At 37.4% G+C, this 15,735-nt stretch carries 15 protein-coding genes; 1 reads left to right on the plus strand and 14 read right to left on the minus strand.

The genetic code is table 11. The annotated features are described in order from the left end of the window. Nucleotides 1-73: 73 nt before the first annotated feature. The 14 genes from M3627_RS10300 to hemW form a co-directional block, all read right to left on the minus strand. Nucleotides 74-541: a hypothetical protein gene (locus M3627_RS10300; RefSeq protein WP_251555581.1), complete on the minus strand. Its 468-nt coding sequence runs from the start codon at nucleotides 539-541 to the stop codon at nucleotides 74-76. Between the two features lie 27 nt (nucleotides 542-568). Then, nucleotides 569-1,555, minus strand: a complete 987-nt coding sequence (gene floA, locus M3627_RS10305; protein ID WP_169358310.1) for a flotillin-like protein FloA — start codon at nucleotides 1,553-1,555, stop codon at nucleotides 569-571. Nucleotides 1,556-1,566: 11 nt separating this feature from the next. Then, nucleotides 1,567-2,895, minus strand: coding sequence for an NfeD family protein (locus tag M3627_RS10310; RefSeq protein ID WP_251555582.1), 1,329 nt, complete (start codon nucleotides 2,893-2,895; stop codon nucleotides 1,567-1,569). Nucleotides 2,896-3,289: 394 nt separating this feature from the next. Further along, nucleotides 3,290-4,273, minus strand: a complete 984-nt coding sequence (locus M3627_RS10315) for a phosphotransferase enzyme family protein (protein WP_251555583.1) — start codon at nucleotides 4,271-4,273, stop codon at nucleotides 3,290-3,292. Between the two features lie 403 nt (nucleotides 4,274-4,676). Continuing rightward, nucleotides 4,677-4,850 carry a 30S ribosomal protein S21 gene (rpsU, locus tag M3627_RS10320; protein ID WP_004227078.1) on the minus strand — a complete coding sequence of 58 codons (174 nt, stop codon included), beginning with the start codon at nucleotides 4,848-4,850 and terminating at the stop codon, nucleotides 4,677-4,679. 113 nt (nucleotides 4,851-4,963) lie between these two features. Further along, nucleotides 4,964-5,635, minus strand: a complete 672-nt coding sequence (gene deoC / locus M3627_RS10325; protein ID WP_169358060.1) for a deoxyribose-phosphate aldolase — start codon at nucleotides 5,633-5,635, stop codon at nucleotides 4,964-4,966. Between the two features lie 105 nt (nucleotides 5,636-5,740). Beyond that, complete coding sequence (gene mtaB / locus M3627_RS10330) at nucleotides 5,741-7,081, minus strand: tRNA (N(6)-L-threonylcarbamoyladenosine(37)-C(2))-methylthiotransferase MtaB (protein WP_251555584.1); 1,341 nt, start codon at nucleotides 7,079-7,081, stop codon at nucleotides 5,741-5,743. A gap of 15 nt (nucleotides 7,082-7,096) precedes the next feature. Next, complete coding sequence (locus M3627_RS10335; protein ID WP_169358058.1) at nucleotides 7,097-7,837, minus strand: 16S rRNA (uracil(1498)-N(3))-methyltransferase; 741 nt, start codon at nucleotides 7,835-7,837, stop codon at nucleotides 7,097-7,099. A gap of 13 nt (nucleotides 7,838-7,850) precedes the next feature. Continuing rightward, complete coding sequence (prmA, locus tag M3627_RS10340) at nucleotides 7,851-8,795, minus strand: 50S ribosomal protein L11 methyltransferase (RefSeq protein ID WP_251555585.1); 945 nt, start codon at nucleotides 8,793-8,795, stop codon at nucleotides 7,851-7,853. Between the two features lie 13 nt (nucleotides 8,796-8,808). Further along, entirely contained in the window at nucleotides 8,809-9,930 is a 1,122-nt protein-coding gene (dnaJ, locus tag M3627_RS10345) for a molecular chaperone DnaJ (protein WP_251555586.1), read from the minus strand. A 151-nt stretch (nucleotides 9,931-10,081) separates the two neighbouring features. Next, nucleotides 10,082-11,911 carry a molecular chaperone DnaK gene (gene dnaK, locus M3627_RS10350; RefSeq protein WP_169358055.1) on the minus strand — a complete coding sequence of 610 codons (1,830 nt, stop codon included), beginning with the start codon at nucleotides 11,909-11,911 and terminating at the stop codon, nucleotides 10,082-10,084. 87 nt (nucleotides 11,912-11,998) lie between these two features. Continuing rightward, nucleotides 11,999-12,580 (minus strand): nucleotide exchange factor GrpE, encoded by a 582-nt coding sequence (gene grpE, locus M3627_RS10355; RefSeq protein WP_251555587.1) that lies wholly within the window; start codon nucleotides 12,578-12,580, stop codon nucleotides 11,999-12,001. Nucleotides 12,581-12,597: 17 nt separating this feature from the next. Beyond that, on the minus strand, nucleotides 12,598-13,635 hold the full coding sequence (hrcA, locus tag M3627_RS10360) for a heat-inducible transcriptional repressor HrcA (RefSeq protein ID WP_169358053.1): 1,038 nt from the start codon (nucleotides 13,633-13,635) through the stop codon (nucleotides 12,598-12,600). Between the two features lie 96 nt (nucleotides 13,636-13,731). Further along, the gene (gene hemW, locus M3627_RS10365) at nucleotides 13,732-14,865 is read right to left on the minus strand and encodes a radical SAM family heme chaperone HemW (protein ID WP_251555588.1); all 1,134 of its coding nucleotides are present in this window, start codon (nucleotides 14,863-14,865) and stop codon (nucleotides 13,732-13,734) included. A gap of 249 nt (nucleotides 14,866-15,114) precedes the next feature. On the opposite strand from hemW, the gene M3627_RS10370 reads away from it, so the two are divergent. Continuing rightward, nucleotides 15,115-15,453: a DUF3889 domain-containing protein gene (locus M3627_RS10370; protein ID WP_251555589.1), complete on the plus strand. Its 339-nt coding sequence runs from the start codon at nucleotides 15,115-15,117 to the stop codon at nucleotides 15,451-15,453. Nucleotides 15,454-15,735: the final 282 nt, after the last annotated feature.

Raw genomic sequence — 15,735 nt, forward strand, 5'->3', positions numbered from 1 at the left:
TGGAGTGGAAATAATTGTTTGATAAAAAACACCCCTTTACATGAATTTATGCATGTAAAGGGGTGTTCATGAGTTATCTTTTAGATTTTGGCGGAGCTAATATCTCTGATAAGACAATTGCACGCATTAGCTCTTCTTTTGTATCAGGCATTATGTTATGAACTACCGATTTTTTAGTTGCATTCGTCGGTATGACTTGATGAACAGAAAGACGGCCAGTTGACCTTGGCACGCCTTGGTCTCTTCCCGCTTCTCTTCCAGCCTTTTGTATTACTGGAGGTACCTCTGCCTGTACTACTTGTTTAGGAGCTTGCTTTCTAGGTGTTTGCTTTCTTTCAGGCCTAGCTTGTTGTTGCTCCTGCTGAAACTCTTTCGCTAAATCCCCTAAGCTTTTAAAAGGATTTTGTTCGACAGGTTTTTGCTGTGGAGCAGTTTGAATGTTACGTGGAGCAGGTTTGGGTGCAGGTTTTTCATCCGGCTTCTTTCTCCCAAACAATGAACTAAGGATAATAATTATTAATGGTATTATTAAACCTTCCAAGGAGAAGTCCTCCTTTCTAAGCTAATACTAGTCTTTCAACTCATCCGTTGAAGGCTTGTCATTTCCAACCTTGCTGATTGAGTCTCTCATGCCAGTATCAGCTTTGATGTTGTTATAATTCATATAATCCATGACTCCCATATTACCTTCACGAAGTGCTTCAGCCATTGCGCGAGGAACCTCTGCCTCAGCTTCCACTACTTTAGAACGCATCTCTACAACTTTAGCTTTCATCTCTTGCTCAGATGCTACAGCCATTGCACGACGTTCTTCCGCTTTAGCTTGCGCAATTTTCTTGTCTGCTTCAGCTTGTTCCGTTTGGAGCTCTGCCCCAATGTTTTTACCGACATCAACGTCCGCAATATCAATCGACAGAATTTCGAATGCAGTACCAGAGTCTAATCCTTTAGATAAAACTGTTTGTGAAATTAAATCTGGATTTTCTAATACACGTTCATGACTTACACTAGAACCAATTGTACTTACAATACCTTCACCAACACGGGCTACGATTGTTTCTTCACCAGCACCACCGACTAAACGATCGATATTGGCACGAACTGTAATACGAGCTTTTGCTTTTACTTCGATCCCATTCATTGCAACACCAGCGATAAACGGTGTTTCAATAACTTTAGGGTTAACAGACATTTGTACTGCCTCTAATACGTCACGACCTGCTAAGTCAATAGCAGCTGCACGTTCAAACGTCAACTCGATGTTTGCACGATGTGCAGCGATTAATGCATTAACAACTCGGTCAACGTTACCACCTGCTAAGTAATGGCTTTCTAATTGATTGATCGTTACATTTAATCCAGCCTTATGTGCTTTAATAAGCGGGTTTACGATACGTGACGGAATTACTCGACGTAACCTCATCCCTACTAATGTGAAAATACTAATTTTAACTCCTGCAGCCAATGCTGAAATCCAAAGTGCTATCGGGAAAAATGTTAAAAATACCGATAACAAAATGAATGCAATGACAATAATAACTATAGTACCAATCATGCCTGAAGAAATCATTGTGTTGCCTCCCCTTCTCTTGCTTCTCGAACAACAATTCGAGAGCCTTCCACCTTGATAATTACTACTTTCTTATCTTTGCCGATAAAACTACCATCAGATACCGCATCGATACGTTCATTCTCAATACGTATAGTTCCTGAAGGTCTAAGCTGGGTCATCGTCTCTGCTATTTTTCCAACTAAATCTAAACGATTTTGATTAGAAACATACCCTTGCTCAGTAGTAGTAGCATCTGTCAAAATCATTTTATTTAACAATCTCACTCTTTTACCAAAGAATTTCACAATAATCACCATTCCTAATATAGCTACTGTTATTGCAATTAAAACAGCAACACTCATGTAAAAAAGATTACCACCTGCTAATATTATACTAAATAAAACAGCTGCTAAACCTATTATACCAATAATTCCTCCTGGTACAAAAAATTCAGCGATTATTAATATAATACCTATAACCAATAAAATAATGGATTCATACCCTGCCAATCCGGCTACAAGATGCCCGTAAAAGAAAAGACCTAATGAAAGTAATCCTACCGTCCCAGGAAGACCAAAACCTGGTGAATATAATTCTAGGACCAAGCCTAAGCTTGCAAGAGATAATAAAATCGGCACTACTACTGGATTTGTAACAATACGCGCAAGAGTTTCTACAAAAGCTTGCTCTGTTTCCACTACTTTTGCACCTTCAAGATTGCTTGCAGTTAGTAACTCAGCGAATGTCGAAACAGTTCCCTCAGAATAACCTACTTCTATGGCCTCATTTGCTGAAAGCGTTAACAATTCTCCCTTTCCTGCTCGGTACTGAGGAAGATCTACGGATTCATCAGCCATTGCCTGAGCATAAATAGGCTTTTTCCCGGTTCTTTCCGCTGCATTTATCATTTTAGCCTTCCAAGCACTTGTTGCTTTCATATCTGCAGCATTTCCTGCATTGTCAATGACAGCTGCAGCTCCCATAGAACCATTTGGTGACATATAAATTTCATCTGTGTGCAGTGCTAAGTAAGCCCCTGCCGATAATGCCTCTGAATTAATATAGGCTATTTTGCGAATATCGGTAGAATCTAACAGGTTCACGATACTCTCTGCAGAATTTACAAACCCTCCTGGCGTGTTTATATCGAAGATGATGGCATCTGCTCCTGCTTCCTCCGCTTCCTTAATAGAGCGCTTTAAAAAAGCATACAGACCATTCTCTACTTCCTTATAAACGGGAACTTTATAGACTAGCTTGGAGTCTGCAGAAAAAGCTGGAGTCAACATAGCAAAAGCGGCAAGCAGCAAACAAAAAGAAATTAACAGCCGCGATAATTTCACACTTAAACCTCCCTTCATCTATATGTATATTATTGTTTACGGATGAAAATCTTAAAAGTTTCATTTTATTAAGAAAAATATTTTGATTATGAGATAAATTTAATTGTTTATGTTCATGCCAATTGATTTGAAGACGGGATTACAGTGGTCCAAGAGTATAGTCTTAATACCTAGTGCAAGATAATGGAACGATACGAAAAAAATACCTAGGCATAAAAGCCTGGGCATTTTTCTTGTTTTTTATACTGTTAATTTGGTTGCAATTCATATACTAATAAAGTTGTTAGTTACGTTTTTGTTTTTCTCTCCATCAACCGAACCCTTAGGCATAATTTCTAGTATCGTTTTTCGATTGCTACTAAATCATACCTTTATTTGTCCTACAACACTATATCTACCATGGTTTTTGAAAGGTTATTCTTAAGTCATCTTTCACACGCATTAACTTTCCCCTTAACCCATCATACCAAGACGGAGCATCCATGATGACTTCATGATCTAGTGAAATCGATAACTTGTAGAATTTATATAAATTCGCATATCTTTGAAACCGTGGAAATTGAGCCACTATATCATTTTCTAGATTCATTTTAGAGCGATAACCATTCAAAAAAGATCGCATTAATACTTTTGAAGAAGGATTTTCCTCTCCAATAAAATCATCAAGGGCGGTTACAATATCAATCGCATACCAATGGTACATTGCATCATCAAAGTCGATTACATTGAAACTATTTTTATTCTCTTCAAAAAAGATATTATCCAGCTGGAAATCATAGTGTATAATTCCATACGTCTCATTATCCTTCGGTAGCGATTGAAGCCATGAGGTAACTTTATTTAGCTCCTCTAGGGCAATACGATCCGAAGGGTGCCTTTGAAACACGTCTTCCATGAGCTCCACTGTATCCAACCAACTTTTTCTTCTTACAAATCCAGGCTCGAATTTTTTCGACAAATAGTGTAGTGAGCCAAGTGATTCTCCCCACTTCTCCATCTGTATTTCAGTAATATCATCCGAATCCAGGTTAATCCCATTTGCTTTACTAAAGACAACAGCCATATACGTTCCTTCAGGAGCCATTAGTGTTTCAATTAATTCTCCATTCTTTGAACGAATTGGTACGACAGATGGAAAACCATTTAAGTATAAATATTGCATATACTCTAACTCAGCTTTCCATTGATCCATAGTTTGATTCTGTTCAAAACTAAATCGCAAAAAATATTGATTTTGATGTTGTTTAAAAGCATATACAAAGTTTGAACTTGCGCGCCATAGTTCTAATGATCCCTCATCATTTCCCCACAATTCAACGAGGTTTTGAGCGACGGTATGTGAAGCTAATACGTGTATCATGTTTTCTAAATTCATCATCTCTAGTTTTTCCTCCCATTACCTTGAGAGGTTAATACCCTAGTTAAGAAGTAATGCCTCTCATTAGTATGCTTTTTTGAAACTCTTTCATTTTCAATATGTCACCCCTTCCAGAAGTTTCGGCCATAAGAATTCAATAGCCCTATATCTTCTTTACATTCTATATATAATTACAAATCCCTTTTTTACGCAAAAAAGCAAAAAAAGCACTTGAACGATAATCGTTCGAGTGCTCAATTCTATTCGTTTATGGATTTTTTCAGTGCTCCCTATATTACATACAGCTAATCTCTTTCAAACTATAAATTAAAATAAACCGAGAAAATAAATTTTCTCGGTTTACATAATTGTAAATGTTAATCATACAGTACGTGTTTTGAACGTAGGGATGGTTGGGATTAAATTACCACTTACGTTTACGTGCAGCTTCTGATTTCTTTTTACGTTTCACGCTTGGTTTTTCATAAAACTCGCGCTTTCTAACCTCTTGAATTGTACCACTTTTAGATACAGTACGTTTGAAGCGGCGAAGAGCATCTTCAAGCGATTCGTTTTTGCGAACGACAGTTTTTGACATCTCTCTTTCCCTCCCTCCGAACACACGTCAGTACATAACCAAGTGTTATGTACTAAAAAATTATACCGTATATTATAGACTTGGTCAATACTTTGGTTTTAAATATTCACCAATTAATAATCTGACTTACTTTCTAAGCCATTTACAATATCTACACCAGAACTTGCACCTATTCTAGTAGCTCCTGCTTCAACCATAGCTTCTAAATCAGCAAGACTTCTAACTCCTCCAGAAGCTTTAACACCTAGCTCAGGACCTACTGTTTCGCGCATTAATTTAACTGCTTCGACAGTTGCTCCTCCAGTTGAAAAACCAGTAGAAGTTTTGACAAAATCTGCCCCAGCTAATTTAGATAATTCACTAGCTTTAGCGATCTGCTCATTTGTTAATAAACAAGTTTCTAAAATTACTTTTACAATAGCTTTTCCTTTAGCTGCTTGTACTACTGCTTCAATATCCTTTTGAACATAATCAAAATCGCCGTCTTTTAAAGCTCCAACGTTTAAAACCATGTCTATTTCATCTGCACCTTTTTCAATAGCATCCGTAGTTTCAAATGCTTTTACTTCGCTTGTGCTAGCCCCTAGTGGGAATCCGATTACGGTACATACCTTAACCGGTGAGTCTTTTAATAGAGAAGCACTTAGGCTAACCCAAGTCGGATTAACGCAAACAGATGCAAATACATGTTGTTTTGCTTCCCCACAAAGTTTTTCAATTTGATTTTTAGTAGCATCTTGCTTTAATAACGTATGATCTATAAGTGCTGCTATATTATTTGTCATTTTAAAATCTCCTTCTTAGTTGTACGTACCTCTTAATATTACTAGTAAACATAAGAAAAGCCAAGCAACTATGTTTCTTCCAACAAAAAAAGCTAGTGACCTAAGTCAAACTAGCTCTTTTACTTCTTCTAACACACGAACAAATTGACCAATATTTTGAGGATAGCCTGCTCGCGTTATTTTTACTCTTACTAATTTTCCGATCAGTTCCTCAGAGCCTGGTATAGCAACTTTTAAATAATTATCCGTATAGCCTTCTACCATGGTTTCTCCCGTTTCTGAAGTGATAACTTCCTCTGGGATGATTTCAAGAACCTCTCCCTCGAAGCGAGAGGCATATTCTACAGCCAGCTGATCATTTAAACTAATAAGTCTGTGTACTCGTTCGTTTTTAATTTCTTCATCCACTTGATTTTCCATTCTAGCGGCAGGGGTGCCTGTACGTTTTGAGTAAGGGAAAACATGTAGTTCAGAAAATCTTTGATCGCGAATAAAGCTATAGGTTTCCATAAATTCTTCTTCTGTTTCTCCAGGGAATCCAACGATTACATCAGATGTGATCGCCAAATCTGGAAGTGCATCTCTTAAACGATCTAATCGGTTCGCAAAAAATTCCATTGTATATTTTCTGCGCATTCTTTTTAGTACCGTATCTGAGCCTGACTGAATTGGTATGTGTAAATGTCTTACAACTATATTCGATTGCTTTAAAACATCGATTACTTCATCTGATAACTGACTAGCTTCTATTGAACTAATTCGAAGACGTTTAAGTCCCTTTACATTTGTTTCAATATCTCTTAATAATTGAGCAAGATTATAATCCTTTAAATCTTCTCCGTATCCACCAGTATGTATACCAGTCAAGACGATTTCTAGATAACCAGCATCAACTAACTGCTGTGCTTGTCTAACTACTTCTTGTGGGTCTCGGGATCTCATCAAGCCACGTGCCCAAGGAATGATACAAAAAGTACAGAAATTGTTACATCCTTCTTGTATTTTAAGAGAAGCACGTGTACGGTCAGTAAAAGCAGGTACATCTAGCTCTTCATATACACGATTTTTCATAATGTTTCCTACCGCATTAATAGGCTTACGCTCCATTTTATATTGTTCAATGTAACCAAGCATTTTTGTACGCTCTTGGGTACCAACGACAATATCCACGCCAGGAATCGCCATTATTTCTGCAGGAGAGGTTTGTGCGTAACAGCCGGTAACACAAATAACAGCATCAGGGTTTTGACGAATAGCTCTTCGTATAACCTGTCTACTCTTTTTATCACCAGTATTTGTTACAGTACATGTATTAATTACATAAACGTCTGATTTTTTTTCGAAGTCTGTACGTTCATAACCATTTTCTTTAAATAGTTGCCAAATGGCCTCTGTTTCATAATGGTTTACCTTACAGCCTAATGTATGGAATGCAACGGATGACATATCCTTACACCTCTTTCATTCATATTCATAGGAAATAGCAGCAAGCGCATATAACGGCGCAGTTTCAGTTCTTAATATTCTAGGGCCAAGTGCAATGGGTTGAAAATCATTATCTAAAAGTTGCTTAACCTCATGTCTATCAAGTCCACCTTCTGGACCAAAAACAATCAGTATCGATTGTTTATCATACACCTTTTTTAATTGGTCAGCAAACTTTTGTCGCTCTGTTAATTTTGCATCCTCTTCATCAGCAACAAATTTAACGTCATATTGCTTAGAGACTTCTATTAGGTCTTTCAAGCTCTTAGGACTATGTATGTGAGGAATAGATGAGCGATGGGACTGTTCCGCCGCTTCTTTTGCAATCTTTTGCAATCTTGCTATTTTTTTCTCGTTTTTTTGCTTGTCCCATTTCACGATAGAGCGCTTTGCTTCAAAAGGAAAGAGGGAATGCATACCAAGTTCAGTGGCCTTCTGTGTGATTAGTTCTAGTTTGTCACCCTTTGGTAATCCACAGGCAATAGAAACCTTAATTGGCATTTCATTTGTTTTTAACACTTGTTCTTTTGTTTCTAAAATGACTTCTTTGCTAGTTCCAGAAAGAATAGTCATAATATACGTTTCTTTAGCGGCCACTATATACACTTCATCACCAGGTGACATGCGCATCACTTGAATCATATGATGCGCATCGTCTCCAAGAATTTTTATAGTAGAATTCTCATCTAACGGTTTTTCTGTAAAATAACGTTGCAAGACAACTACTCCTTTACTTAACAGGCTTTCTTGAAATGATAGTTACCCAATCTTCCATCATCATTATTTCATCTATTTCAAAACCAGAATTTTGAAGAGCAGCTTTCACATCATCTTTTTTAGTCGAAATTATTCCAGAAGTTATGAATTGCCCACCAGACTTAACAATAGTATAAGCATCATCGGTAAATGTCATAATGATTTCAGCTAAAATATTGGCAACAACTATATCTGCTTGTTCTGTAATATTGTCTAATAGATTACCATGAGTAACTTTTACAATATCGCTCACTCTATTGATCGCGATGTTTTCTTGTGCAGATCTTACTGCAACTTCATCTAAATCAAGTGCGTGAACTGTAGCTGCCCCTAGTTTAGCTGCTCCAATAGATAACACACCAGAACCAGTGCCTACATCAACAACTGATAGGTTAGGCTTCACTGTTTTTTCAAGTGCCTGCAAGCACATAACGGTAGTAGGGTGTGTCCCTGTACCAAACGCCATACCTGGATCTAACTCTATAATTAATTCATCAGAGTTCACTCTATTATATTCTTCCCAAGTAGGAACAATTGTAAATCTGTTAGAGATTTTAACTGGGTGATAGTACTTTTTCCAAGCTGTCGCCCAATCTTCTTCGTCTACTTCGGTTACGGTAATAATATTATGTCCAAGGTCTATATTAAAATTTAGTAAGTTGTTGATCGCAAGTTTGATCTCTTCCACCGTTTCTAATAGAAAGCTTGTTTCAGCCAAATAAGCTTTAATACGCACTCCGTCTACTGGAAAATCATCTGGATTTAAGCTGTAGATCTCTCCAAAAACATCTTCTCTATCTCTAGCCAACTCTTCTGAATCCTCAATTACTACTCCACTAGCACCAGCTTCATGCAAAATATTGCTTACTGCTTCCACTGCCTCATTAGTAGTATGAATGGATAGCTCAGACCATTTCACTTGCTCCAACTCCTTATTCGCCTTTTATCGTTCTCTTGATTTTGTCAAATAATGTACTACCTTGCTCTTCCGGTATATCACCGCTGATTTCTGCAAACTCACGTAATAATTGTTTTTGTTTTTCGGTCAATTTCTTAGGCGTGATTACTTTTACGATTACATGCTGATCTCCCATGCCATAGCCATGCACATTTTTTACACCTTTTCCTTTAAGACGGAATTTCGTAGAAGACTGGGTGCCCGCTGGGATTTTTAATTTTACTTTTCCTTGGACAGTTGGAATCTCTACTTCATCCCCAAGTGCCGCTTGTGCGAATGTCAAAGGTAATTCGTAATAAATATCGTCACCATCACGTTCAAATCTTGGATCGGCTTTCACTCTAAATACAACGTAAAGATCTCCTGCTGGACCACCATTTACACCTGGTTCACCTTGACCGCTAACACGTAATTGTTGACCATCATCTACACCCGCTGGAATAGTGATTTTAATCTTCTTGCGCTTATTAACTGTTCCATTACCATGACACGTTGAACATTTATCTTTGATAATTTTCCCAGTTCCTTCGCAATAATTACATGCTCGTTTCGTTTGAATTCTTCCGAAAGGAGTATCTTGCGTAACATTAACTTGGCCGTTTCCGTTACAGTGTGTACATTTTTCTGGATGTGTGCCTTTTTTAGCTCCAGTACCATTACACGTATCACAAGTTTCTTCTTTAGCTACTTCAATCTCTTTTTCCATACCAAATACTGCTTCTTCAAATTCTATAGTCATAGAGTACTGAAGGTCATTTCCTTTTCTAGGAGCATTCGGGTCACGACGACGCGAACCTCCTCCTCCAAAGAACGAGCTGAAAATATCTTCAAATCCAAATCCATCCGCGCCACTAAACCCGCCACCAAAACCTTGGTTAGGACCTGCATGACCGAATTGATCGTATTGTGCACGTTTTTGATCGTCGCTTAATACTTCATATGCTTCTGAAATTTCCTTAAATTTATCTTCAGCGTTAGCATCCTTATTGATATCTGGGTGATACTGTTTAGATAATTTGCGATACGCCTTTTTTATCTCATCTCCAGAAGCTCCCTTGGCTACTCCAAGGACTTCGTAATAATCACGTTTGCTCATAGTTCACTCTCCTGCTCTGTTAACTTACACATAAAGATAATTGTAACATGGATAAATTCCTAATAGCAAAACAAATAGCGTATTTCTCCATGCTACTAATTACATGGAAAAAGCCAAAGCCGAAAACGGTCTTTGACTTTTCCTGTTGACATTACTTGTCTTTATCGTCCTTTACTTCTTCAAACTCTGCATCGACTACACCGTCATCAGATGGCCCGTCTTCTTGTTGTCCGTTAGCCGCTGCATCCGCTTGTGCTTGTTCATAAAGCTTCATAGTCAACTGTTGAACGATTTCGTTTAATTTATCTTTTTTCGCTTTAATATCTTCTAAATTTCCAGCTTCTAGAGCTGCTTTTAACTCTTCTTTTGCATCTTCAGCAGATTTTTTCTCATCGTCTGAAACTTTGCCTTCCAAATCTTTTAGTGTTTTTTCAGTCATAAACACTAATTGGTCCGCTTCATTCTTAACTTCTGCTTCTTCTTTGCGTACTTTATCCGCGTCAGCATTTGCTTCTGCTTCTTTTACCATACGTTCAATTTCTTCATCCGATAAAGATGAATTAGATTGAATTGTAATTGTTTGCTCTTTTTGTGTTCCAAGATCTTTCGCCTTAACATTTACGATACCATTTTTGTCGATATCAAACGTCACTTCGATTTGTGGTACTCCACGAGGTGCTGGTGGAATATCCGCAAGTTGGAAACGACCTAGCGTTTTATTGTCTGCTGCCATTGGTCGCTCACCTTGTAATACATGGATATCTACTGCTGGTTGGTTATCAGCAGCTGTTGAGAAAGTTTGAGATTTAGAAGTTGGTATTGTTGTATTACGTTCAATTAACTTTGTAAATACTCCGCCCATTGTTTCAATACCTAAAGAAAGTGGTGTTACGTCTAAAAGTACTACGTCTTTTACGTCACCAGTTAATACTCCACCTTGTACTGCTGCTCCCATTGCTACTACTTCGTCTGGGTTAACACCTTTATGTGGCTCTTTACCTGTTTCTTTTTTAATCGCTTCTTGTACAGCTGGAATACGTGTAGATCCACCAACTAAGATAACTTTATCAATTTGTGAAGAAGATAATCCAGCATCTTTTAATGCTTGACGAGTTGGAACCATTGTACGCTCTACTAAATGAGCTGTTAAATCATCGAATTTAGCACGAGTCATTGTAACTTCTAAGTGAAGTGGACCTGCCTCACCAGCAGTGATAAATGGTAATGAGATTTGTGTTGAAGTAACACCTGAAAGATCTTTTTTAGCTTTTTCAGCAGCATCTTTCAAACGTTGCACTGCCATTTTGTCTTTAGAAAGATCAATACCGTTATCCTTTTTAAACTCTTGTACTAGGAAATCCATAACTACTTGGTCAAAGTCATCCCCACCAAGACGGTTGTCCCCAGCTGTAGCTAGTACTTCAAATACGCCATCTCCAAGTTCAAGAATAGATACGTCAAATGTACCTCCACCTAGATCATAAACAAGGATTTTTTCATCGTGATCCATTTTATCTAAGCCGTAAGCTAGCGCTGCAGCAGTAGGTTCGTTGATGATACGCTCAACTTCTAGACCTGCAATACGTCCAGCATCTTTTGTAGCTTGGCGTTCTGCATCATTAAAATATGCAGGAACAGTGATTACTGCTTTTGTAACCTTTTCTCCAAGGTATTCTTCTGCGAAACCTTTTAAATATTGAAGGATCATTGCTGATACTTCTTGAGGAGTATAGTCTTTTCCTTCAGCACTTACTTTTTCACTAGTTCCCATTAAACGTTTAACTGAAGAAATTGTATTTGGGTTTGTAATAGATTGACGTTTGGCTACTTCCCCGACCTGTTTTTCGCCATTTTTAAAAGCTACTACAGATGGAGTCGTACGATTTCCTTCTGGATTTGGAATTACTTTTGGCTCTCCGCCTTCTAGTACAGATACACATGAGTTTGTTGTTCCTAAGTCAATACCGATAATTTTTGACATACAATTTTCCTCCTAATAAATACTGTTATATGCAATTTATATTATAACTGGCAACCTAATGGACACCAATAAAAATCAGTTTATATTTTATTCGTTTACTTTTACCATTGCTGGTCTAAGAATTCGATCCTTCAATTTGTAGCCTTTTTGTAGTTCTTGAAGAACAATACCTGAATCTTGGCTTTCGTCTTTTTCCTGCATAACTGCATGGTGAAGATTTGGATCAAAAGGTTTCCCCTCTGACTCAACTGATTCCAATCCTTCTTTTTCAACAGCTGCTACAAGAGAACGATAAACCATATCTACACCCTTAGTTAAAGAAATCGCTTCTTCAGATGTAGCTTCAACAGCAAGTGCTCGTTCTAAGTTGTCTAAAACAGGTAACAAATCGCTAAGTAAAGATTGGGCACGATATTTATAATCTGCTTCTTTATCCTTTTGAACACGACGTTTGTAGTTTTCAAAGTCAGCACGCAGTCTTACCGTACGATCTTGTTCTTCTTCTAATTGTTGTTTCAAAAGCGTTAGTTCGTCTACTTCTTCTACTTCAGTAGCTTCTTCTGATACATCTGCTTCTTTAGTTTCGATCGCTTCTTCAGTTACCATCTCTTGTTCTGCTGATTCTTCTTCAGTCGATACATCTTTTACTTCTTCTTTTTGATTTTCCATTTAGCAGCAACTCTCCTTTAATCGTGTTGACCTCGTAATATTCTAGACAACTCTCTAGATAAGTCCCCACTCATTACATCCAACAAAGATACTACACGTTTGTAATCCATTCTCGTGGGACCTATGATGGCAATAGAACCACTTTGCTCATCTCCAATATCATAAGAAGCTGTGATTATACTGCAATTATTCATTCCAAATTGGTTATTCTCAGAACCAATACTGATATTGATGCCTTTTTTGTTCAAATGGAAAAGTCCAGGGAATTCATTGACATGTTCCATCCAATACATAATGCTTTTTGCTTTTTCCACATCATTAAATTCAGGCTGGCTTAACAATTGCATTTTTCCACCATAGTACACTTTATCCTCATGCTCGATGATCATCGCTTGGTTTAGAGAACCAAGTAGGTCATTTAACCGACCGTTATTCTGACGCAAGACGAACTGAGTGACAGCTTCTAACTTCATTTGTAGCTCGTGTAAATATACACCAACTAAATGTTCGTTTATGATATTGACCATTTTTTCAATATCGGAAGCAGTAAAGGCCTCAGGAATAGAAAAAACTCGATTTTCAACATGACCACTGTCCGTAACGATTATAGCTACTGCAGAATCGTCTGTAAGAGGAACAATTGAAAATCTTTTGACTCGATGCTTTCTCACATCTAAGCCTAACATAATAGAGGTATAGCTCGTTAGTTCAGACAAAATATTAGCTGACTTACGAATTATTTGCTCCGTCTCAACCTTTCTTTCCTCGAAAACGGAACGAATTTGTTTAATCTCTTCTTTTGAAACCATTTGTGGAGTTAGTAAGTTGTCTACATAGTAACGATAGCCTTTTTCTGATGGCACACGGCCAGAAGAGGTGTGAGTCTTTTCTAAATAACCCATATCTTCTAAATCTGCCATTTCGTTTCGAATCGTAGCAGGACTAAACGGTACTTCCTCCTTTTTCGAAAGTTGACGAGATCCAACTGGCTGAGCGGTATCAATAAAATCATCCACCGTTACTTGCAATATTAATAATTGCCTGTTAGTTAGCATGATTATCACCTCTGTTAGCACTCATCTGTAGAGAGTGCTAATACTCATATAAAACTTATCAAATCTAAAGAAAACTGTCAACGATTATGCGCCAAATTATTTAAGGAAATATTGAAATACTTCATTACCTACAAAACGTCCTCGAGTTGTAAGGAAAATGTGGTCTTCTTCTAAAGCCACAAGCTCTTTATGAATTAACTCTTCGATTTCTTTCCCGTATACCTCATGCAAAGTCTTGCTGTATTTTTGTTCGAAGACGGTTAAAGAAACGCCTCTGTTTTTTCGAAGACCTAAAAACATCTCTTCTTCCATCTTTTCTTCATAAGTAACCTCTTTTTGCATCATAATAGGCTTTTCACCTAAATCTAGCTGCTGCATATACTTTTTAAGAGGGCCATGATTAGAATATCGTATTCCATTTACATAGCCATGGGCACCAGCCCCTAATCCTACATATTCGTCATTGTTCCAATATAAAAGATTATGCTCGGAGGCTTTTCCCTCATGAGAAAAATTACTAATCTCATATTGGTGATATCCGTTCGCTTTCATTTCATCCATTAAGAATCCATACATTTCTGCTTCTAAATCCTCACCAGGTAATGATAATTTCCCTTTTGATAGAAGGTTATAGAATATGGTCTTAGGCTCAACTAGTAACGAGTAGGCTGAGATATGGGGTATCTTCAGTTTAAATGCCTCTTGGAGGGATTCCTTCCATTGCTCCATCGTTTGATTTGGCAACCCATACATTAAATCAATGCTTATAGAGGGGAAATTTGTTTCCTTCGCATATTCAATTACTTTATATACATGTTCATTGGAATGTGTTCTGCCTAATACTTTTAACAAGTCTTGATTGAAAGTTTGCACTCCCATGCTTAATCTATTCACACCAAATTTTCGCATAAGCTGCATTTTTTCCAGGGTAAGCTCATCTGGATTAGCTTCTGATGAGAACTCCTTTACATGATCCAGTGGGATATGCTCTTGGATAAACGTTAACAACCGATCTAACTGTTCAAGTGATAAAGAAGTAGGAGTTCCTCCACCAAGAAAAATGGTTTCTATATGACCTTTCGATAAATCGTCTTTCCAAAGAGCCATTTCTTTCCCTAAAGACTCAATATACTCATCTACTGGCTGATTATGAAAATAGAATTTATTAAAATCACAATAATTACATATTTGATGACAAAAAGGGATGTGTATATATACTCCGCGTACCATTATAAGCCTTCTTTCTACGTTCATTTATAAATACGAAGAAGGAGGCAAATAGTGCCTCCTTCTCCTAGTTATTTATCAAGCATCAAATATTGCACTAATTTGAATACCGTTTTCCAAAATTACCTACATAAATTATAGCTTATAATTCATCTTCCTTCAAACTATTGAAGTTACACTGGATTTTCCGATTTATTTATTAAGTTGGAATGATTTTAAGCAAGATAACCATCTTAAAGAAAAGGAGATGGTATGAAGATGATAAAAAAAGCGTTTATAGCCATAGGGATATGTATATTAGCAACCACCGTGTCCATGAATATGTATTCAAGCACATATGCTCAAGACCAAGTTCCAGCATACGCGAAATGGGGAAAGTTAGCGGTAAAGGAGACACAAACTAAATATCCAAATGCGACTATTATTGACTACTTGCATATAGGAAGTGAAACAAAAGAGGATTCAACCATTGAAAGGTTTAAATTGTGGATGAAGGATGGCAATAAGGAATTTGGAGTTTTTATAAATATTAAATATACAACGGAAACAGGTAAATTAGTTAATATTGAATTTCAAGAAACTTCTCAGTAAATAAAAAAACATGGAGAGCTTAGAAAACTCTCCATGCTCATACCAGTATCGAACTCTCACCCATTGTGCTAATTGCTTTTGTGACACAGAAAAAAGCATCTCTTTTAAGATGCCTACAGTCTTTTTTCTTTTAAAAATAGAAGTAACGCGAGGAAGAGTTGATTTCCGCTACGAACGGACGCTTTCCGCGGGCACGGCTTCAGCCGCTTCCCTCGCTGCGCTCAGTCCAGGGTCTTCAGCTCGCGCTGTTCCCGCTGGAGTCGCCGTTCTTCGCTCCAATCA

Source organism: Psychrobacillus sp. MER TA 171, assembly GCF_023713305.1.
GTDB lineage: Bacteria > Bacillota > Bacilli > Bacillales_A > Planococcaceae > Psychrobacillus.